Raw genomic sequence first — 21,685 nt, 5'->3', positions numbered from 1 at the left:
ATCGTAACTTATAGATGAACTAAAAATCGCTACAAATTGTAGCGATTTTTTTATAGTTTTACACTATCCTTTTTCATTAATAATTTCTGAAATTCTTTTCCTATAAATGGATTGACGATATGTTGAAATCCTTTTTGTAAAGTAAAAACAGTAACTGTTGCATCAGATTCGGGAGAATATATCACATCTGTTCCCCACCATCCACCATGATAATAAGCATTAAACCCCAGATCAAAATGATAAATACCTAAACAATATTTCGATTGGTCTGAAGGCAAAACATAACCAGACATTTCGTTCAGAATCTCCTTATCCTGAATTATTTTACCACCGAATAAATATTGAAAAAACAATGCTGATTCTTTAGCAGTCGAAGCAATTCCTCCTCCTCCATACAAATCCCAAGATGGATTAAGATCATAAGAATCCCATTTGTACTTATCCGCATATTGATGAGCAAGAGCTAAAGTTTGTGAAGGGTACTTTTCTAAATCAATGAACCATGTCCTGGTCAATCCTAATTCGTTGTATTTTAACAAATCGCGAATCGCTGTATAAAATGGTTGACGTGTTTTTTGCTCAATAATTTCTGCTAAAAGCAAATAATTGATATCACCGTAACTAAACTTTTCTCCTATTTTTTGTGGACTTCCGATTTCCATTACTCGTTTTATTTGTTCCTCCTTCGTCCATTTATATTGCGGTCGCTGAATAACTAATTCAAAATACGCATCATCGACATAATCTTGTATTCCAGAAGTGTGCGACAACAAATGTTTGACTGTTATCGTATTCAAATCATAACCATCTTTTTCGATCAATTGACGAGTCATCTTAGACAATAAATTCTTGATCGATTGATTAATTCTAACTTGACCTTTTTCTACTAAACGTAAAATTGCAGCAGCTACATAAGGTTTGGTATTACTTGCGATTAAAACAGGCTGTTTGCTGTTTAAAATTTCGTTAGTTTTAATATCCGAAACGCCTTTTGCATAACTCCACGAAATGTTTTGTTTTGGTGCTTCAACGTGAACAATAATTCCGACAGCGTCTTTTTTTTTTTCGTAAATCGAATCTATTTTAGATTGAAAAATGGTTTGCAGCTGCGCAAATCCGATAAAAGGAATGAGTACAATATTGAGTAGAAGTCTTTTCTTCATTTAGTGTTATTTGATTTTAAAGATAAATAAAATCATGAATTGTTTTGTGATACGCTTAACGTTTTAAGTTATACGTAATATGTTTTACAAAATGTAAAATTCGAAACACTAATCTCGTAACTCACGCAACTCATAAATCAAAAGAAAGCTAAGCAGGAATTACTAAACTGTTGCTTAAGAGTTCACCAACTCTTAGGCATCTTTTAATCAAAACAAAGGCAAGATTAAAAATCTTGCCTTTAATATTAAACTTATAAGTTAAAATCTACTTAATCTCAACACGAATTCCTTCACTTTGCGCACTCAATTCTGGTGCATACATATTTTGCAATGATGTAATTCCATTCGAGAAATTACCTGCATTATTCGCTTTCAAATCATATTCGAAAACATATGTTCCTTTTCTCATGTAATCCGAAAAGAAATTAGTTGCAGCATCTCTTGTGCTTTCGTAATATCCAAATTCGCCTTTCCATTTGTAACCAGAAAGTACATTCACAGGTTCGAAACCACTTGCACGCATATCTTTGATGTGTACAAACTGCATGTTGCGATCAACAGAAATCTCTAATCGAACAGTTACAATATCACCAACTTTTATCGGTGTTGACGTTGTAATTTCTTTCAGAATTGGACCATTTGCAGAATTCGATTTAACAAATAATTTCTTGTTGAATTTAATTCCAGTTTCAGCAGATTTTATTTTATCTAAATCTTCAAAATATTGCCAATACATCGCTCCCCAAGCAACACCTGGAGAAGTTTTCGAAACTTCAACTTTACCCATTTCAGGTTTAATTTCTTCTTTGTTCCAAGAAGTTTTTACATAACCCGAACCAGCTTGCGAGTTTTTATCTAAATCAATTTTTTGATTTCCGATCTTCACTTCAATTCCTTTCTCTGCATCTATCCAAGATTTTCCGAAATTCATTAAAGCATAAACCGCTTTTGTCGTTGCTTTTGTCGAATTCCACTGATTTGTTTGACGATTTTTCAATAACCAAACTTTCATTTCTTCGACAGATTTTTCATCTTTTGTTAACTCGTCAAATGCTTCGATTAACAACGATTGTGTTTCTACAGGCGCTTGATACCAAAACCAACCCGGTTGATTTTCTTTCCAATACATACCCATTTCATCCGATTCTACTGCTTTTTCTTTGATCGAATTGACTACAATCTTAGCAGCAGACTGCATTCCAAAACGATTCATCACAATTGCAGCCATTGCTTTTTGTTGCAACGACAACTCTAATTTTGTATCATTTAGATTCTTTAACATCGCTGTTTTCATTTCTTCCAATTCTTTCGACATCGGATAATCTTCTAAGAAAAACGAACGCGCATATAAATAATGTAAACCGTCTGAATACGTAACATCCTTGAATGATTTTTGATCTTTTTTGAACTCTTTGAAACGTTTTAAATTCTCATCATCAATAAACTGAATCGCTTTTTTGATTAATGGATTTACATCTATTTCAAACGCTTTGAAATTCACATCCATTTTCTTCATATTTCCGAAACCAGAAACAATATGCGTTGTGATATATTCGTTTGGACGACCACCGTCAAACCAAGCAAAGCCACCATTTGATTGTTGTTTATCCGATAATTTTTGGAAAGCCGATTTCATTTCCGTTTGCATTTGATTCAATTGGAATAAAAGCGCTATTTGTTTCATTTGCTCTTCTTCACTTTCTGCATTTTTCACCCAAGGCGTTTCCTCTAAAATGATATTTTTCAATTCTTGGTTCAATTGTAATTTTGATTTCAATTCACCTTTTTTGTTCCAATCATCAAAAACAGCTTTAATTTTTGGATTCGAATTAATCACTTTCTCCGAAATCATATTCCCATATAAACGTGAGAACACTTGCTCAGCGCATTCGTAAGGATATTCGCGCAAATAAGGCAACGAGAAAATCGCATACCAAATTGGATTCGTTGTCATCTCGAATGTTAATTTGAAATTATCTAACGAAGTTGATTTATTATTGATCATGTTATCGAATTGGAACGATTTCTTTTGACCTTCTTTTACATAAATTGGCAACGTTTCTGTCACCATCATACGATTTGTCAAAATTGGTAAAGCCGATTCTTCTCCATCAGAGAAATCTCCAGCCGAAGCCACCACACGATACACTACTGCTTGTACATTTTTCGGAACATCAATTGTCCATGTCACTTGGTCTGAATTTCCTCTTGCAACAGAAAAATTCTGAACTGCATTTGTCAACTTAAATTGCGCATCAATTGGTTGATTGGTAAACGCATCAAATAACATCAATTTCGCAGAACCATTTAATACTTTATCTGATAAATTATTAATCTTAGACGAAACCGAAATTTGATCGCCTTCACGTAAGAAACGTGGCATATTTGGCACAACCATCAAGTCTTTTTGCGTACGAACATTTTGCTCTAAATAACCTGTTTTAAGATCTGGCGTATGCGCAATCGCCATAAATTTCCATTCTGTTAAACTTTCTGGCGTAGTAAATTCTATAATACTATTTCCTTTTGCATCTGTTTTTAAGTTTGGATAAAAGAAGGCTGTTTCATTTAGATTTGTACGCGCTTTTACGTTGTCTAAAGCTGCATTTGCTCCTTTTTTAGTCGTAATTACCACTACTCCATTTGCTCCTCTTGCTCCATACAAAGCTGTTGCTTCTCCTCCTTTCAATACATTCATAGACTGAATATCATCTGGATTAAGTTCTGGTGCTTTATCATACACAACTCCATCTACAACATAAAGTGCATTTTCATTCCCTTGTAATGATGATGCTCCTCTAATAACAACATTTCCTCCAGTAATATTTTCTTTCTTAACTTGGCCAAACCCTACTACGACAGATTCATCTAAAGCTACATCAGCCGCTTCTACTTGAATACCAGCAACATTTCCTGCTAACTCATTCTCTACATTTGACGTTGGAGCAGCTACCGATTTCATCATTCTACGATTCATGCTATATTGGTTAAATCCAAAATCAAATAAATTAAGATCTAATCCTGCATATCCTCTTGCATAAAAATCATAATTTGTACGATAATAAATTGCTCGAGAAGGATTTGTTGAATAAAATTGATAGAGATTAAATGGATTATTTTTTCTTGAATTTGTGAAATTATAGACATTAAAATCTAAAGAATTCGACGCAAATTGATCCAACGAAGCATCATACATACTTGCTAAAACCTCAGCCGAAACTTTATCTTTATTTGGACCTTCAATTTTTAATTGCCATTTTTCTTTTGCGCCTGGCGTCAATTTATCACGTAAAACTTCAGCCGTAACTTTCAGTTGTTTATTGGTAAACGGAACTGCCAAATGAAGACTTCTTGTTTGCACATCATTGAATTTAGTCATCGCATAATTCACATAAATTCCACCACGATATTCTTCTTTGATTGGAATTTCAACTACAGATTTTTTGCTCAAATCCAAGAAACCTTTCTCAATGATTAGTTGATTTGCCTCCACTTCATAATATACATACGTATCTTTTGAACCTGATTTAAATTCAATTTTTGCAACATCTTTTGGTTCGAAAGTCGATTTATTAGGCGAAACTGCTAAAAGTGTTTTAATTGCATTTGCTTTCTTTTCATTCGAAACGTAAATCAATTTATCAACCTCAACTTTTTGCGTTCCATCAAAAACAAAACCTTTGATGACATAATAACCTTCTTCTAAATTTGAAGCTTGATTGAATTTAATTTCATCTGAAATTTTTGTATCAAAATCACTTTCAAAAACCTTTAGATTCGTTGTCCACGTTTTTGGATTCATTTCGTCACCATAAGGTTCATTCGGAAATATTTTTTTGAATTCTTCTTTCGTATAAAAATTGTAATCTGTTGTAAATTTTTGACGACGAACAACTTCTTTTGGCGCATTTAACGAATAAATTTCAAGATGACCTTTTCCATCTAATTTTTCATCATTCAAGTTTTTCACTTCAATTTTGAAAGCTTTCAAATCATCTACTTTAGTTTTCTCAGAAATAGCAATATTTAACGATATTCTTGTGTCTCCAACTTTTACGGAAGAATATTCTGTTTGCGTTTCTCCATTGATATCCGTCGCATTAACTTCGATAAAATAATTGTAGGTTCTTAACTCATCTTTCTTTTTCTCCAAAGCTGGTTTTGCTACAAACTCAAAATTAAATTTCCCTTCCGCATCTGTTGTTGTTTCTCCAAACGTAATTTCTTCGCGTTGTCCACGACCAACTGGAATTGAACGATACCAAGGCCAAAACGTAAAAATTTCTTGACGATAAACACGATACGAAACTTTTGCATTATCGATATTGGCACCAGAAAAAGCAATCGCCTTTCCTTCTACTTTTACCTTATCGTTTAAACTATAAACACCTTTATTTTTCTCGATTTCTACTTTGAATTTTGGACGTTTATATTCTTCCACTTTGAATGAATGAGAACCAAGCTCATCTACATCATCATTTTCTACATAAATTCTGAAATCTCCTGTTAATCCATTAGCTGGTAAAACAAAATTTCCATTTACAGAACCAAATTCGTTAGTTGTTAATTCAATTTCTGTAATATCTTTTCCATTAACGTCTTCTAAAAAAAATGTTACTTTTCTCTTTGGTAAAACTTGGCGTTCTTTTCCTTTGTTCGTAAAATAAATTCCTTTGAAATAAACCGTTTGTCCAGGACGATAAATCGCACGATCTGTGAAAATCTTGACAGAAGAATCATCGTCTTCATCATAACGATCGTAATCGTAGTAATACGTTGAATAAATAGTATTTTCGTCTTTTACTCGGTATTGAAGATTTCTCCAACCCGAAGGAATTGTAATCATTCCATCTTTATCCGACATTAAAGTTTTAAATTCCTTTTTATTATAATCTGACAAATTAGAGAACTCAATCGCAACATTACTTTCTGGTTTTCCAGTTTCACGATTCACAACCGAAACCTTTTCATTGAGCGAGTTTATCGCATATTTAGAAACCATTATATCCAAATAATCAATATCGTCTTTTGTGTTGATTTTGAATTCAGAATTATTCGAAAATAGGACAATATAACGACCAGATTTTAGTGGATTTAATTTAACAATTGTCGAATGATTTTGATAATCTTCAAACGATTTAACATCAATTGCATATTGATCAACAACCTTTAAACTATTCAGAAATTTTTGCGCTTCTGCAATTTTATTTTCGTTGTAAACATTTAAAGCTTGTATTTTATCTTTTCCATCAAAACCTTCATTATAAGCGAAAATTATCACAAAAACTTGCGACAAATTTTTATGCGTTAATTGAATTGGTGTATTCTGATTTTCATTAATATATCGCTCTGCTTGCACACTTAATTCTTGCGATTTGATCTTCGAAACTAAATTATTTATATTCTCTAATTCCTCCGAATTTGGATAATGCTTCGCAACTTTTTGTTGTAGTTCAAAAATCTTATTTACGTTCGCCAATTTATCTTCTTGCAAACCATAATAATCCGTCGCTAAAGTTGCATACACATAAGACGAATACCATGCTTTTGGATATTTTGTTGCTAAAGATTCTTTTTGTTTAATAATTTCTTGAACCGAAGTCGAACCGCGGTTTGAATCAATTAAAATCAATTCATTGTACAAAACAGCATTTTCGTTATTCTTTTGTTTATTAATCTCAACTAAATCAGAAAGCAATTGATTTGCTTTATCTTTTTCATCATTCTCATTCAGATAATTGATATATTTTTTCGCTAAAACATCATATAAAGTTGGCGTTAAATCCAATTGTTGTTGCGCATTTTTCTTATCCTCTGCAAGATTCAAAATCATTTTATAATCTTGAGATTTTGCATTTATTAATTCATTTTTTGGTTGAATTGATTTCGAAAAATAATCATTAATTGTTTTCTTAAAAGTATCTTCTGTCCAAAATCTCACATCATTTGTAGCTTGATTTTCGACATTTGTACGACTATTGATTTTCCAACGATTTTCGTTGTAATACAATTGATATAACTCAGCTAAATATGAATAAACAATCGCATTATTTACAATTGATTTTTCATCTAAATCCTTTTTAAACAAATCAAAAACGAAGTTTACATCATCTGTTTCATCAGAGGTTGCAACTTTTATTTTTGCTTCATAAAACAAAGCTTTCAGATAACTTTGTTGATTATTTTGCTTTTTTGATAAAGCTTTTAGTTCATCAATTTTTGGTAGGATTGATTTGAATTGACCATTTTGCATTTGTTGGTCAATTTCTTTCCACTTTTGATCAATCGTTGGGGATTGAGCCATAAGCATCGAATTGGTTAAAATTAATAATAAAAACAGGAGCTGTTTCATAGATTCTTTCTTTTATCAGTAGATGCAAGTTACGGAAAAATGGTTGGTTGCGGAAATGAAATAATTATCAAATGATTGATATATAGCACAAAAAAAATCTGAATGTTGCCATTCAGATTTTTTGATATATAAGTTGATTAGTTGTAGTTTTTATAAATCGTCTACGTCTAAATCTTCGTCGATTTGTAAATCATTTAATTCAGCATCTTCTGCAAAATCAATATCTTCTTCGTCGTCTAAATCAACCATCATGTCTTTTTTAGGCGCTTTAAGAGGCATTGAACCGAAACGGTAAACCGTTAATGGGTAATTAAGAACAGCTGGTTTATCTTCTACAGAAATTAATTCAGCCACAAATGTCCACATTTCCATAAAATCATATACAAAAGCCATACGATCTCCTTGATTAACAAAAGCTTCTTTGATATAAAAATCAGCCATTGTTTCATCAGTTCCATCATCAGACATATCCTCTAAAGGAATTTCTTTTGTTTGGTTTCCATCTTCATCTACTTCATAGAATGATGCCAACTCCTCACCTTGTAAACTAAAAGCACTAATAATACCTTTGTACAATGTGAATAATGTTTGCTTCTCTTTAATTTCTATGTCTCTAAAAACATCCTCTTTTGCATCAAGGAATACACGAATTTTATATATCACTTTCTAAATATTTTTCGGTTCCAAATTTAAATCTTTTCCCATATTAATTACAAATTCTAATGCAGAATTATAATTATTTTCTACTTCGCCTTCTAAAATTGCTTCTTTGATGGCATTTTTTAAGATTCCAATCTCTTTTCCTGGTTGAATATCAAATATTTTCATGATTTCTTCACCCGAAATTGGCGGTTGAAAATTACGAACTCTGTCGCGTTCTTCAACATCTTTTATTTTTTGTTCTACAACTTCAAAATTTTGTTTGAAACGTTTCTGTTTACGTTCATTTTTTGTTGTAATATCGGCTTTACAAAGCGTAATTAAATCGTCGAAATCTTCTCCAGCATCAAACAATAATCTGCGTAAAGCTGAATCTGTTGCGTCATCTGTTACAACTGCAATTGGACGGGAACTCATCATTACCAATTTCTGAACATATTTTACTTGTGGTCCTAATGGTAATTTCAATCGTCTGAACAATTTTAATACCATTTTAGATCCAACAAATTCATGCGAATGAAATGTCCAACCTACATTTTTATCAAAGCGTTTTGTTACTGCTTTTCCAATATCGTGCAACAACGCTGCCCAACGTAACCAAACATTATCTGTGTTGACAGAAATATTATCGACAACTTCTAAGGTATGATAAAAATTATCTTTATGTTTCTGCCCTTCAACCTCTTCGATTCCTTTTAACGCAACCAATTCTGGTAAAATATGTTGCATTAATCCTGATTGTTCCAATAACAATAATCCGACCGAAGGTTTGTCAGTCATCATAATTTTCTGAAACTCATCCATTACGCGTTCAAAAGATACGATATTAATACGTTCTGCATTTTCAATTATTGCCTGAAAAGATTTTTTTTCTATTTCAAAATCCAATTGAGCTGCAAAACGAATCGCACGCATCATACGCAAAGGATCATCAGAATAGGTAACATTCGGCTCTAATGGTGTTTTGATGATTTTATTATTCAAATCTTCAACTCCATTAAAAGGATCAATTAATTCGCCAAAATTCTCTTTATTCATCGAAATTGCCAATGTATTGATCGTAAAATCACGACGTTTTTGGTCGTCTTCCAACGTTCCGTCTTCAACATGTGGTTTTCGACTGTCTTCTGAATAACTTTCTTTTCGCGCACCTACAAACTCCAAATCTGTGTCTTTATATTTGAACATTGCTGTTCCAAAACGTTTAAAAACTGAAACTTGTGATGTATGTCCTAATTTATTAGCCAATTCTTTAGCTAATAAAATTCCATTTCCAACTGTTACAAAATCGATGTCCTTTTTCTGACCACGATTCAATAAATAATCGCGTACAAATCCACCAACCACATAAGTTTCTTGATTAATTTCATCAGCAACTTCTGCTACATTTCTAAAAATTGGATTTGATACGGCTTCTAAGATTTTCATTCTGCAAAAGTATAAGTTTTGAAATAAAAAACTACTCTCTAATAACTTTTACTTCGTTATCTAGACCTAATTTAATTATCGTTGATGCAGTGAACTGAGGTACAAAGGTTTTTGTTTCATCTGGATAAAAGTCAACACGCTCTAAAATAGTAGGATTAACTTCCGAAAATACTTTTGGAGAAGATTCTCCTGATAAATTAGCCGATGTAGACACAATTGGTCCTCCTAATTTTCCGATGATTTTTTTACAAAACAAATCATCAGTCATTCGAATGGCAATTGTATTATCTTCTGCGATTAACGATTGTGGTAAACCTTTTGGATTATCGTAAATAATTGTAAGAGGTTTTTCGTTCAAATCAATCAAATCCCAAGCTAATTCTGGAACCTCAACAATGTTTTGTAACATACGTGGAGAATCAACCAAAATAATCAACGATTTTGATGAAGGACGATTTTTTATCTGATAAATTTTTTCGATTGCAGCCTCATTCTTCGCATCACAACCCAGTCCAAGAATTGTATCTGTTGGATAAAGCATTGTTTCTCCTTGTTTTAGTTTGGCTACAATTTCGTTTATATCTGACATTTTCTTTGTTTTATAAATTTGAGTACAAAGGTATTATAGGAAAGTTGAAATGAGAATTATTTAATATAATTTCTCCAAAATTTATACGGTTTGGGTTGATTGAATCGATGACAAGCCATTGGCAAAACATTATTATTCAATTTTAATGCTTCTTCTGGCTTACGATCCATACAAAAATCTAATGCCTCCTGCCATTCAGGAATTTTATAATCCTTGTATATTTTTGGTACATATAATGACCAAAAAACATCTTCTACATGATAATCAGAGTTAGGCTTTTCTTTTAAAAATAAATTTATTTGATTCGATTGTTCTTCAGAAATTTGAATAAATCTATCTACTTTTCTCAGCGAAAATCCTCCATTTCCAACTTTAAAAAGCCGCTCTGTATTCTTTGGTTTTTTACCTTTTATTTTTCGAATAAATCCATTTATTTTTTCGAAAGTTAAATTAATAAAATTACGTTCACTTCCTATCCAAGGTGCTCCAACATAATCATAGCCTTTATCGCTCCATTCATTTAGTTTATTTTTAAAAACATAAACATCTAATTGACAAATCAGTATATATTCGAATTCTTCAAAAGTTTTATAAAAATATTTTTCTAATAACAATTGATTATAATCGTCAATGGAATCGAAACAATTTGAACTGAAATATTCTACACGAATATCATTGATTTTACTAAAGAAAGATGAATAATTAGAAGTTGTCAAACCTTTTGGAGCCACAAAAATAATTTCAAAACCATTGAAATGTTGAATTATACTTTCCAAAGATTTTTTTTCAAATTCGTCTAAAAAATCTCTATAAATTGGAACTATAATCCCTACTTTCTTCAAATTATTCATAATATTGAGAGTACTTTTCAACAAAAATAGACATATCTTTGACAGATTAAAATGAAATATAGATTTTTTCTATATTAATTATAATATTTTGAAAAATGACACAGAAAATTGTCGTAAATAATAATTATAAAACCACGCAAACTGAAATCAAATCCATTCTTGACAATTTTGACTTGATTGACGATTATATTGCAAAAGGCACAAGAAATTCTATCAAAAAAAAGACATTAGAATCAGGTAAAATTGCTACGATTAAATCATTCAAAATTCCGAATATTGTCAATAAATTTGTATATCGATTTTTCAGAAAATCAAAAGCTGAACGATCTTATGAATATGCAAAACGATTGATTGATTTAGGATTTTTGACACCATATCCAATTGCTTTTGTAGAAAATAAAACCCTTATAAATTTTAATGATAGTTACTATTTCTGTGAATTAGTTGAAGCTGATTTGACTTATCGTGAATTAGTCGAAATTCCGATTTGGGAAAATCGAAATGAAATCTTGAAACAATTTACAAAATTCACATTTGATTTGCATGAAGCTGGAATTGAATTTTTAGATCATTCTCCTGGAAATACTTTAATTAAGCAAGTTGGAGAAAATCAATATGAGTTTTATTTGGTTGATTTAAATCGCATGAATTTTCACAATTCAATGAGTTTTGATATTCGAATTAAAAATTTTTCTCGTCTAACTCCTCAAAAAGAAATGATAGAAATTATGGGAAAAGAATATGCGAAACTTATTAATAAACCAGAACAGGAAGTTATTGAAGCTATGTGGAATAAAACGCAAGAATTCCAACATAAATTTCAAACAAAACAAGCTCGAAAAAAGAAATTAAAAGCCATGATTGGTAAAAAACAATAACAAAAAAGCAGATTTAAAATTAAATCTGCTTTTTTGTTATTTTATCATTTCAGAAAACGGAATAATAATCTCATATCCTTTTTCTTTAAAATAATCGTTCATTCCTTCTCTATACGTCACTAAGACAAAATCTCCGCCCCAAGCTCCTAGGCTTTTTACAGTTCCTAAATAATCAGGAAAATACAATTCTTTAACTTGTGGAATTTGCATAAAATCACCTAATCGTGCTTGATATTCATCTAAAATACATTCTAAATCAGTTAAACTCTCAACTTTAGTTGCTTGAACAACCAAATCAGAAAGATCCTGAATCATTTTCCAATCTTTTGGTTTGTTTTTGTAATGATTTCCCACAACGGCTTGCGTATCTTGCTTTTGATTAAGATAAACAAAATAAAGTTGATCTTTAAAATTCCAATTCAATTCTAAGTCTTCTACTTCGATAGGATTATTCGAAAACAAAATGGGCTGATGATGATGCGCACATGCAATATCATAACCACTTGTATTGAAGGTTAATTGATTCAGTTCAAACGGATTTATTTCAATCCATTGGCTAATCAAATCAATCAAAGTCGAGCTACTTCCCAATCCCCATTCTTGCGGATATTCTAACTTCGTTAAACATTGATAACTATTATTAGAATTGAAAAAATCAGGATTTAACGATTTAGCTTGTTTTAAAATCATTTGTAATGATTGACTTAATTTATCATTTGTAGAAGAAATTATTTCTAAATCATTCAATCTAATTTCAGCTTCAAACCAAATAGAATTATCAAATTTTGTCGCTTTCCAAGTGATTAAATTTTCTGTTTCTGATGAATTTTCTACAAACAAACATTGCCCATATTTCGTGGGCAATGCAAATGCTTTCGCTCCATCAATTACAATATATTCCCCGATAAGGAATAATTTTCCATTGGAACGGTATGTTTTCATTTATTTTAGATTTGTGCCGAAGAAGTCGCAACCTCTCTGTTTATTTTCTTCACTAAACCTTGTAAAGTGTTTCCTGGTCCAACCTCAATAAATTCAGTCGCACCATCAGCAATCATATTTTGTACAGATTGCGTCCATTTTACAGGAGCAGTTAATTGTGCAATCAAGTTTTTCTTGATTTCTGCAGGATCTGTAACGGCAGTTGTACTTACATTTTGATATACTGGACAAATTGGCGTATTGAATGTTGTTTCTTCAATGGCTTTTGCTAATTCTTCTTCTGCAGGTTTCATTAAAGGTGAATGAAAAGCTCCACCAACAGGTAAAACTAAAGCACGTTTTGCGCCTAATTCTTTCAATTTTTCACATGCTACGTTAACCGCTTCAATCTCTCCAGAAATCACTAATTGACCTGGGCAATTGTAATTTGCAGCAACTACAACTCCATCAATTTCTGCACAAGCATCTTCAACAATTTTGTCTTCTAATCCTAAAATTGCAGCCATTGTTGATGGATTAGCTTCACAAGCAGCTTGCATTGCTAAAGCACGTTGGTACACTAATTTTAATCCAGATTCGAAATCTAACGTTCCATTTGCAACTAAAGCAGAAATTTCTCCTAAAGAATGCCCTGCAACCATTTCTGGTTTAAAATCTGGTAAAGTTTTCACTAAAATAACAGAATGTAAAAAAACTGCAGGTTGTGTAACTTTTGTTTGTTTTAGGTCTTCTGCAGAACCTTCAAACATAATTGATTTTATATCAAATCCTAAGATTTCGTTTGCTTTATCAAATAATTCTTTTGCGATTTCAGAATTTTCGTACAAGTCTTTACCCATTCCAGAGAATTGAGCACCTTGTCCTGGAAAAACATATGCTTTCATTGTATTATTTTTAATGTATGACAAATGTATAATAAAATCCTAAACTTCTTTATTTAACCTAAGTTTTGATTTTCTTTTCTATAAATTTCGTCCAAATATTTATAACGATTTGCAACAGAAATTGCATGTAGTTTTGCAATTGTATAACCATCTTTTCCATCTAAAAAACCAAGTCTCATTACGAAATAATTTAAAAAACGATAGGCAGGTTTTATCGTATAATGATAAAATGATGGTTTCAGATTTTTAAGACGAAGTTCTTGTGCTCGTAAGCGAGAATAACTATTCAGTTTGTCTAAATATTCTTGTTCATTATCAAATGTAAAATGATCAAGTTTGTTTGTTAAATAACCTGTTCTACCATTACATTCTATAATCTCATGAACCATTCTATCTGATTTGTATTGAGATTTAGATTTTTTAAAAATTCGAACAGCTTTATCATTTTGCATGCCCGAATATTTGATATGCTTCTTCTTAAAAAAGAATTTTCGATAAACAAAATATGCATCAAAAGTAGGTTGCTGATTAAAAACCGAAACAATTTCTTTTTTTAATTCAAGTGGGATTCCTTCATCTGCGTCAAAAAAAGTAACCCAATCATTTTTTGCCAAAGAAAGTCCATAATTACGTTGATTCGTAAAATTATCAAACTCACGTTTTACAAATTTAGTTTTAGGATTTTGACGAGCAATTTCTTCTGTTTTATCGGTACTAAAAGAATCAATAATAATAATTTCATCAGCAAAATCTACATCATTTAAATAACGATGTAAATTTTTTTCTTCATTATAAGTAATCAATAAAGCTGAAATTTTAGTAGACATTGATTCTATAGAATATTCTTTTTTAGTTTCTATTTCAACGTTATTCTTATTTATAAATTGTTCACCTAATAGATTATTGTTTAAAAAATCATCTAATTTATCTTTAAATAACTCGAAATCAAATATTGAATAAAATTCATTTACTTGTTTTTTTATTTGACGATTGTTTAAATCTCCAAGTTTTTCAGGAAAATAATCTTTCAAATGAACACTTGTGTGATTAATTCCATCTTCGAAAGTTGCCCAAACTTTTTTATCAATCCAAGGAGAAAAAATAATAAATGATCTTTTCCCTAAAGCTTTCGACATATTAATTGCCCCTCCATCATTTCCAACAATCACATCACATTCATTTGCAATTGCAATAAATTGACGCAAATCATTACCCAACAATTCAAAATAAACTTTCGATTTGGTTTCATCAGATAATTGATTATAAACTTCCTTGGCTTGTGGTAACTGTTTCGGAAAATAATTGAATAAAATATTGACATTATAATGTTGACCAATAAAATCAATCATTTTTGCCATTTCATTCAACGGATAAGTTTTTGAAGGATCAGAACCAAGCAAACTAATCATAACCGTTTTACGAGTAGAATCAACTTGATGTTTTGTAAATAAATCTTTCGCAAAGTTTATTTCTTCTTCTGTTAAATATAATTTTGGTTCTGTAGCCAAAGGAATTTTAATTCCTAAAGGCTTCAATAAAGACAAACGATGTTCGATTGCTAAACCTAAATATGAATTTGGTTCGTCATGTTTTTCTACATTATCTGTATACAAAAACGTTCTTCCAATCTTTTTGTACGATATTTTTTTTGGTGCGTTATTGATAAAAACATCTACCCAACTCTGTAATTTTGAGTAAGCATCAATTACAATATCGTATTTATTTTGATTAACTTTTTTCGAGAATTTAATCAAATTCATCAAACCTTTGTTTTCTTTTTCATCGAAGACAATTTTATGATCGATGTATGGATTATTCTCTAAAACAGGCAAAGTATTACTATTGATTAAATAATCAACAATAGCATTTGGATAAGCTTTTTTGATATTTTCGCACAACAATGATGTGATTAAAACATCGCCTATCATCTTGTGTTGGATAATCAAAATTTTCATAAAACATAGTTATAAAGCAAAACTACTAAAATATGTTTGATTCGAAAATAAAAAAATCCTCAACAAAACTGCTGAGGATTATATTTTATAAAATTTATTCTACTTAAACCGCCACATTATGCTCGCGTAATGCATCGTTTAATGAAGTTTTTTTATCTGTAGACTCTTTACGAGTTCCGATGATCAAAGCACATGGAACTTGGTATTCACCTGCAGCAAATTTCTTTGTGTAAGAACCTGGAATAACTACTGAACGAGCAGGAACATAACCTTTGATTTCTACTGGTTCGTCACCTGTAACATCAATAATTTTAGTTGATGCTGTTAACACTACATTTGCTCCTAAAACCGCTTCTTTACCTACACGAACTCCTTCTACAACGATACAACGAGATCCGATGAACGCATTATCTTCAATAATTACTGGCGCAGCTTGCAATGGCTCTAAAACTCCACCAATTCCTACACCACCAGATAAATGAACATTTTTCCCAATTTGAGCGCAAGAACCTACAGTAGCCCAAGTATCAACCATTGTTCCTTCGTCCACATACGCACCAATATTTACATAAGAAGGCATTAAAATAACTCCCGTAGAAATATACGCACCATAGCGAGCAACAGCATTGGGAACAACACGAATTCCTTTTTCAGCATAGTTACGTTTCAATTCCATTTTATCATGGTATTCAAAAATTCCTGCTTCTAAAGTTTCCATTTTCTGAATTGGGAAATACATTACAACTGCTTTTTTCACCCATTCGTTTACTTGCCAATCTTCACCTACTGGTTCTGCACAACGTAATTGTCCGTTATCTATTAACTCAATTACTTCACGAATTGCAGTTTGTGTTGACTCTTCTTGTAACAATTCTCTATTGTACCAAGCTTTTTCTATGATTTGTTTTAAATTCTCCATCTTTATTAATAATAGCCACAAATATAAAAATTATAATCAAGGGATTTCAAAGAGATTATTTATTATTGAATCGTTTTTTTAAATTTGCTAAATGTCACGAATATTAGCGTTAGATTACGGAGGAAAAAGAACAGGCGTTGCCGTAACCGATGAATTGCAAATTATAGCTTCGCCAGTTGATACAATTGATACATCAAAATTGATGGATTTCTTGAAACAATATATCGAGAAAGAAAACGTTTCTGACCTTGTAGTTGGATTATCTGTTCGTTTTTCAGGAGAATTAAATGAGATAGAAAATCAAATTCAACCTTTTTTGAAAAAATTTTCTGAACAATTTCCGTTGATTAAAATTCATCGTGAAAATGAGATGTTTACCTCAAAAATGGCTTCTCAAGCAATGTTTGCTGGAGGAATGAAAAAGAAAAAACGTCAAGAAAAAGGAATGGTCGATAAAGTGAGTGCCGTAATAATTTTACAATCATTTTTATCACATAAACTATAACAAATTGTATCTTTGCCGTTAAATTAATAAAAAAAGATCAGAAAATGGTATTACCAGTTGTAGCTTACGGAGATCCTGTCTTGCGTAAAGTTTCACAAGAAATCGATCAAGATTATAAAAATTTACAAGAACTGATCCAAAATATGTTCGATACAATGTATGACTCTAACGGAGTTGGTATCGCAGCACCTCAGATCGGGAAAGATATACGTTTATTTGTTGTTGATTGCTCGCCTTTCGAAGAAGATGAAGATTATGATGATGTAAAAGATGAATTAAAAGATTTCAAACGTGTTTTCATCAATCCAAAAAAAATCAGTAGTTCAGAAGGAGACGAATGGGCTTTTACAGAAGGATGTTTGAGTATTCCTCACATTCACGAAGATGTAACACGTCCAGAATCGGTAACTTTAGAATATTTTGATGAAAATTGGGTGAAACATACCGAAACTTTTTCGGATATTCGCGCTCGAGTTATTCAACACGAATACGATCATTTGGAAGGAAAGCTTTTTATTGACTATATTTCGAGCTTTAAAAAGAAATTAATAAGTAATAAATTAAAAAATATAACAAAAGGGAAAGTAAACACGAGTTACAAAATGAAATTCCCTTCATAGACCCTTAAACATAATAGAATATGGATTTATCAAGAGTTATCGCAATTTCAGGAAAACCAGGATTATACCGTTTAGTTTCTCAAACAAGAGGTGGTTTTGTTGTTGAAGATTTAGAAAAAGGTAAAAAAATCTCAATCGCTTCTAACTACAATGTTAGTTTATTAGACAACGTTGCTATTTACGGAGTATCACAAGAATTTCCTTTGGCTGAAGTTTTCTTCAGAATTTACAAAAAAGAAAACGGAGGAGAAACGATCGATTACAAAACTTCTGGTACAGAATTGCGTAAATATATGGAAGAAGTTTTACCAGAATATGACGATTCAAGAGTTTATGATTCTGATTTGAAAAAATTATTCCAATGGTATAATATCTTACACAAAAACGGATTATTAAACATCGACTTAGCTGCTGTAGAAGCTGCAATGGCTGCTCAACAAGCACAAGAAGCTCCTGTTGCTGAAGTAGAAGCTACAGAAGAAGTTGTTGTGGAAGAAAAACCAAAAAAGAAAGCTCCTGCTAAAAAGGCTGCTGACAAAAAAGAGGCTGAAGAAAAACCAGCTAAAAAAACTGCTGCTAAAAAAACAACAGCAAAAAAAGATAAAGACGCTGAATAATTAGAGATGAATACACGTAAAGATCAATTACAGGCTTTCGAAAGATTGTTGGATATAATGGATGAATTACGTGAAAAATGTCCGTGGGATCGTAAACAAACAATGGAAACATTGCGTACGTTATCTATCGAAGAAATTTATGAACTTTCGGATGCTATCATCGAAAAAGATTCGGATGAAATAAAAAAAGAACTAGGTGATGTTTTTCTTCACCTAGTTTTTTATTCTAAAATCGCATCAGAGCAAAACAACTTCGATGTTGCTGATGTTTTAAATGGTATTTGTGACAAATTAATTCATCGTCATCCACATATTTACGGGGATGTAGAAGTAAATACAGAAGAAAAAGTGCTTCAAAATTGGGAACAAATCAAGCTAAAAGAAGGCAATAAATCTGTACTTTCTGGCGTTCCTACTTCTCTCCCAGCAATGGTAAAAGCATACCGAATTCAAGACAAAGTAAAAGGTGTTGGATTTGAATTTGAAAATTCTGATCAAGTTATTGATAAAATTATCGAGGAAATTAATGAATTCAAAGAAGAACAAAATCCTACTGATAAAGAGATGGAATTTGGTGACATTTTATTTTCTTTAATTAATTATGGACGATTTAATGGCATCAATTCTGAAGATGCTTTAGAAAGATCGAACAAAAAATTTATCGCACGTTTTCAGAAAATAGAAGAAATCGCGAAAGAAAATGGTCAAAACATAGCTAATTTAACCATTTCCGAATTAGATAAATTATGGAATTTAGCGAAAAATTCGCTAGTGTAAACTTAACACTATAAAGTTTATTCAAATCAACGAAAACGTTGTAATCAGCTATTTTAACACTATTATAAATAACTTTTATCGACACCAATAAAACAAAGTATTACAAATTATTGTGCACGCACAGAAAACCGACATATATTTGCAATGGTTATAGCGGGCAATAGCTTGTAATAATGGAAGGAAGTTTGTTTACTAAGTAAACAGTTTTCTCATTTTTTTGTGGTTTTGATGAAAAGGTGACTTAAAGTCGCCTTTTTATTTTTTATAAACTTCTATTTAAAATCACAATTCATAACAATCCTTTTTTATCTGAATAATTTGTAAATTTGTAGAATGCAGTTTCAATTAAATTCTGAATTCAAGCCTACCGGTGATCAACCAAAAGCTATTGAAGAATTATCAAATGGTATTCTAAATAATGATCGTTATCAAACACTTTTGGGTGTTACAGGTTCTGGTAAAACATTTACAATCGCGAATGTTGTACAAGATGTGCAACGTCCAACTTTGGTTTTGGCACATAACAAAACGTTGGCGGCACAGTTGTATATGGAATTCAAAGAATTTTTTCCGAATAATGCAGTCGAATATTTCGTTTCTTACTATGATTATTATCAACCCGAGGCATATATTCCTTCGTCTGGAACCTATATCGAGAAAGATTTATCAATCAATGAAGAAATTGAAAAGCTTCGTTTAAGTACTACTTCTTCCCTACTTTCTGGTCGTCGTGATATTTTGGTTGTGGCTTCAGTTTCGTGTTTATATGGTATTGGAAATCCAACAGAATTTCATAAAAATGTGATTCAGATAGAAACGGGGCAAATTATTTCGAGAACAGCTTTTTTACATAAATTAGTTCAAGCTTTATATTCGAGAACAGAAGGTGCTTTTCAACGCGGAAATTTTAGAATTAAAGGTGATACATTAGATATTTTTCCTGCTTATGCGGATGATGGAATCAGAATTAATTTCTTTGGTGATGAAATCGAAGAAATCTCTGTTTTCAATGTTGAAACAGGCAAAACTTCAACTAAATTAGATAAAATTAATATTTATCCAGCCAATCTTTTTGTAACTTCTAAAGATACATTGAATGGCGCAATTGCTGATATTCAGATCGATTTAGGAAAACAAGTTGAGTATTTTCATGAAATAGGAAAACATCTCGAAGCAAAACGTTTGCAAGAACGTACTGAATTTGATTTGGAAATGATCAAAGAATTGGGATATTGTTCTGGAATCGAGAATTATTCGAGATACTTAGACGGTCGCGAACCAGGAACTCGTCCATTCTGTTTGTTAGATTATTTCCCAGAAGATTATTTGATGGTGATTGATGAGTCGCACGTTACAGTTTCTCAAGTTCATGCAATGTATGGTGGAGACCGCTCGCGCAAGGAGAATTTAGTAGAATATGGTTTCCGACTTCCAGCTGCAATGGACAATCGTCCGTTAAAATTCGAAGAATTTGAAGCTTTACAAAATCAAGTGATTTATGTTTCAGCAACACCTGCGAATTATGAATTAGAAAAATCGGAAGGAGTTGTTGTAGAGCAAGTCATTCGTCCAACAGGATTATTAGATCCAATTATTGAAATTCGTCCTACGCAAAATCAAGTCGATGATTTGATGGAAGAAATCAATAAACGAGTAGAGTTAGACGAACGTGTTTTGGTCACTACTTTAACGAAACGAATGGCGGAAGAGTTAACGAAATATTTGACAAAATATGGCGTTCGATGTCGTTATATTCATTCTGACGTGGATACGTTAGAACGTGTTCAGATTATGGCTGATTTACGGGCTGGTTTATTTGATGTTTTGGTTGGTGTTAATCTTTTGAGAGAAGGTTTAGATTTACCTGAAGTTTCTCTGGTTGCAATTTTGGATGCTGATAAAGAAGGTTTCTTAAGAAGTCATCGTTCTTTAACGCAAACGGTTGGTCGTGCTGCTCGTAACGTGAATGGTTTGGCGATTATGTACGCAGATAGAATTACAGATAGTATGCAATTAACGATTGATGAAACAAATCGTCGTCGTGAAATTCAAATGAAATACAACAAAGATCACAATAAAGTTCCGCAAGCTTTAAACAAAAAAATAACGAAACTAAGTTTAGCTGCAGCAGATTTTGAAGAAAATCCTTACGAACAAAAACATTTGATTCAACAAGCAGCAGAGATTAATGAAAATTATTCGACAGAAGATAAAGAGAAATTGGTACAAAAATTGCAGAAAGAAATGGAAAATGCTGCAAAAAATTTAGATTTTATAAAAGCAGCCGAATTAAGAGATCAAATTCAACTCTTAACCAAAGAATAGCACGTTTTTTTCAACATTTCAATGAAAATTTTTAAGAATACATTTTTTTTAACTCTATCGTTTTTTACCATTTTATCATCTTGTAACACACAGATTTTAAAATCATCTTCAAATAATGAATTGCTTGAAAATGAAGAAAGTAGTTTAGTTCATACACGTGAATTAAAGATTTTCAAGAGATTTGATACACCTCCAAATTATGGATCAGTATCAAAAGTTG

Annotated in this window: 17 protein-coding genes; 7 read left to right on the top strand and 10 right to left on the bottom strand. The window is 31.5% G+C overall.

What is annotated here, in order from left to right; translation table 11 throughout:
* Positions 1 to 50 precede the first annotated feature (50 nt).
* The 6 genes from B4G36_RS08340 to B4G36_RS08315 form a co-directional block, all read right to left on the bottom strand.
* Positions 51 to 1,163 (bottom strand): serine hydrolase domain-containing protein, encoded by a 1,113-nt coding sequence (locus B4G36_RS08340; protein WP_291063321.1) that lies wholly within the window; start codon positions 1,161 to 1,163, stop codon positions 51 to 53.
* Between the two features lie 265 nt (positions 1,164 to 1,428).
* Positions 1,429 to 7,515 (bottom strand): alpha-2-macroglobulin family protein, encoded by a 6,087-nt coding sequence (locus tag B4G36_RS08335; RefSeq protein WP_291063319.1) that lies wholly within the window; start codon positions 7,513 to 7,515, stop codon positions 1,429 to 1,431.
* 150 nt (positions 7,516 to 7,665) lie between these two features.
* Positions 7,666 to 8,178, bottom strand: coding sequence for a plasmid pRiA4b ORF-3 family protein (locus tag B4G36_RS08330; protein ID WP_221854579.1), 513 nt, complete (start codon positions 8,176 to 8,178; stop codon positions 7,666 to 7,668).
* A gap of 3 nt (positions 8,179 to 8,181) precedes the next feature.
* A complete protein-coding gene (locus tag B4G36_RS08325; RefSeq protein ID WP_291063316.1) occupies positions 8,182 to 9,603 on the bottom strand; it encodes a CCA tRNA nucleotidyltransferase in 1,422 nt (473 codons plus the stop codon).
* A gap of 31 nt (positions 9,604 to 9,634) precedes the next feature.
* The gene (locus B4G36_RS08320; RefSeq protein WP_286496134.1) at positions 9,635 to 10,192 is read right to left on the bottom strand and encodes an L-threonylcarbamoyladenylate synthase; all 558 of its coding nucleotides are present in this window, start codon (positions 10,190 to 10,192) and stop codon (positions 9,635 to 9,637) included.
* 56 nt (positions 10,193 to 10,248) lie between these two features.
* On the bottom strand, positions 10,249 to 11,043 hold the full coding sequence (locus B4G36_RS08315; protein ID WP_221854581.1) for a DUF5672 family protein: 795 nt from the start codon (positions 11,041 to 11,043) through the stop codon (positions 10,249 to 10,251).
* A 95-nt stretch (positions 11,044 to 11,138) separates the two neighbouring features.
* On the opposite strand from B4G36_RS08315, the gene B4G36_RS08310 reads away from it, so the two are divergent.
* Positions 11,139 to 11,921, top strand: coding sequence for a lipopolysaccharide kinase InaA family protein (locus tag B4G36_RS08310; RefSeq protein WP_291063313.1), 783 nt, complete (start codon positions 11,139 to 11,141; stop codon positions 11,919 to 11,921).
* A gap of 36 nt (positions 11,922 to 11,957) precedes the next feature.
* On the opposite strand, the gene B4G36_RS08305 is transcribed toward B4G36_RS08310, so the two are convergent.
* The 4 genes from B4G36_RS08305 to B4G36_RS08290 all read right to left on the bottom strand — a co-directional run bounded on the left by B4G36_RS08305 (position 11,958) and on the right by B4G36_RS08290 (position 16,621).
* Positions 11,958 to 12,863: a GYDIA family GHMP kinase gene (locus tag B4G36_RS08305; protein ID WP_291063311.1), complete on the bottom strand. Its 906-nt coding sequence runs from the start codon at positions 12,861 to 12,863 to the stop codon at positions 11,958 to 11,960.
* 5 nt (positions 12,864 to 12,868) lie between these two features.
* Positions 12,869 to 13,747, bottom strand: coding sequence for an ACP S-malonyltransferase (fabD, locus tag B4G36_RS08300; protein ID WP_291063309.1), 879 nt, complete (start codon positions 13,745 to 13,747; stop codon positions 12,869 to 12,871).
* 53 nt (positions 13,748 to 13,800) lie between these two features.
* Positions 13,801 to 15,675 (bottom strand): glycosyltransferase, encoded by a 1,875-nt coding sequence (locus B4G36_RS08295; protein ID WP_291063307.1) that lies wholly within the window; start codon positions 15,673 to 15,675, stop codon positions 13,801 to 13,803.
* A gap of 130 nt (positions 15,676 to 15,805) precedes the next feature.
* Positions 15,806 to 16,621: a 2,3,4,5-tetrahydropyridine-2,6-dicarboxylate N-succinyltransferase gene (locus B4G36_RS08290; protein WP_291063305.1), complete on the bottom strand. Its 816-nt coding sequence runs from the start codon at positions 16,619 to 16,621 to the stop codon at positions 15,806 to 15,808.
* A 91-nt stretch (positions 16,622 to 16,712) separates the two neighbouring features.
* On the opposite strand from B4G36_RS08290, the gene ruvX reads away from it, so the two are divergent.
* From ruvX to B4G36_RS08260, 6 genes are all read left to right on the top strand, one after another.
* A complete protein-coding gene (gene ruvX, locus B4G36_RS08285) occupies positions 16,713 to 17,126 on the top strand; it encodes a Holliday junction resolvase RuvX (RefSeq protein WP_038333513.1) in 414 nt (137 codons plus the stop codon).
* Positions 17,127 to 17,170: 44 nt separating this feature from the next.
* On the top strand, positions 17,171 to 17,746 hold the full coding sequence (def, locus tag B4G36_RS08280) for a peptide deformylase (protein ID WP_114999818.1): 576 nt from the start codon (positions 17,171 to 17,173) through the stop codon (positions 17,744 to 17,746).
* Positions 17,747 to 17,766: 20 nt separating this feature from the next.
* Positions 17,767 to 18,363, top strand: a complete 597-nt coding sequence (locus B4G36_RS08275) for a DUF5606 domain-containing protein (RefSeq protein ID WP_291063303.1) — start codon at positions 17,767 to 17,769, stop codon at positions 18,361 to 18,363.
* A gap of 6 nt (positions 18,364 to 18,369) precedes the next feature.
* Positions 18,370 to 19,140 carry a nucleoside triphosphate pyrophosphohydrolase gene (gene mazG, locus B4G36_RS08270; protein ID WP_221854588.1) on the top strand — a complete coding sequence of 257 codons (771 nt, stop codon included), beginning with the start codon at positions 18,370 to 18,372 and terminating at the stop codon, positions 19,138 to 19,140.
* A gap of 333 nt (positions 19,141 to 19,473) precedes the next feature.
* Entirely contained in the window at positions 19,474 to 21,465 is a 1,992-nt protein-coding gene (uvrB, locus tag B4G36_RS08265) for an excinuclease ABC subunit UvrB (protein WP_221854589.1), read from the top strand.
* Between the two features lie 21 nt (positions 21,466 to 21,486).
* The coding region (locus tag B4G36_RS08260) for a hypothetical protein (protein WP_291063299.1) at positions 21,487 to 21,685 on the top strand (199 nt) is incomplete at its 3' end.

Source organism: Empedobacter sp. UBA3239 (assembly GCF_002362875.1).
GTDB lineage: Bacteria > Bacteroidota > Bacteroidia > Flavobacteriales > Weeksellaceae > Empedobacter > Empedobacter falsenii_B.
This window is presented reverse-complemented; position numbering and strand designations above follow the sequence as displayed.

Bases quoted from the DNA above. Each gene is read 5' to 3' on its own strand.
- B4G36_RS08320 (WP_286496134.1), bottom strand. From the start codon at position 10,192: ATGTCAGATATAAACGAAATTGTAGCCAAACTAAAACAAGGAGAAACA.
- ruvX (WP_038333513.1), top strand. From the start codon at position 16,713: ATGTCACGAATATTAGCGTTAGATTACGGAGGAAAAAGAACAGGCGTT.
- fabD (WP_291063309.1), bottom strand. From the start codon at position 13,747: ATGAAAGCATATGTTTTTCCAGGACAAGGTGCTCAATTCTCTGGAATG.
- B4G36_RS08310 (WP_291063313.1), top strand. From the start codon at position 11,139: ATGACACAGAAAATTGTCGTAAATAATAATTATAAAACCACGCAAACT.
- B4G36_RS08305 (WP_291063311.1), bottom strand. From the start codon at position 12,863: ATGAAAACATACCGTTCCAATGGAAAATTATTCCTTATCGGGGAATAT.
- B4G36_RS08290 (WP_291063305.1), bottom strand. From the start codon at position 16,621: ATGGAGAATTTAAAACAAATCATAGAAAAAGCTTGGTACAATAGAGAA.
- uvrB (WP_221854589.1), top strand. From the start codon at position 19,474: ATGCAGTTTCAATTAAATTCTGAATTCAAGCCTACCGGTGATCAACCA.
- B4G36_RS08315 (WP_221854581.1), bottom strand. From the start codon at position 11,043: ATGAATAATTTGAAGAAAGTAGGGATTATAGTTCCAATTTATAGAGAT.
- B4G36_RS08325 (WP_291063316.1), bottom strand. From the start codon at position 9,603: ATGAAAATCTTAGAAGCCGTATCAAATCCAATTTTTAGAAATGTAGCA.
- B4G36_RS08295 (WP_291063307.1), bottom strand. From the start codon at position 15,675: ATGATAGGCGATGTTTTAATCACATCATTGTTGTGCGAAAATATCAAA.
- B4G36_RS08275 (WP_291063303.1), top strand. From the start codon at position 17,767: ATGGATTTATCAAGAGTTATCGCAATTTCAGGAAAACCAGGATTATAC.
- mazG (WP_221854588.1), top strand. From the start codon at position 18,370: ATGAATACACGTAAAGATCAATTACAGGCTTTCGAAAGATTGTTGGAT.
- B4G36_RS08335 (WP_291063319.1), bottom strand. From the start codon at position 7,515: ATGAAACAGCTCCTGTTTTTATTATTAATTTTAACCAATTCGATGCTT.
- B4G36_RS08340 (WP_291063321.1), bottom strand. From the start codon at position 1,163: ATGAAGAAAAGACTTCTACTCAATATTGTACTCATTCCTTTTATCGGA.
- def (WP_114999818.1), top strand. From the start codon at position 17,171: ATGGTATTACCAGTTGTAGCTTACGGAGATCCTGTCTTGCGTAAAGTT.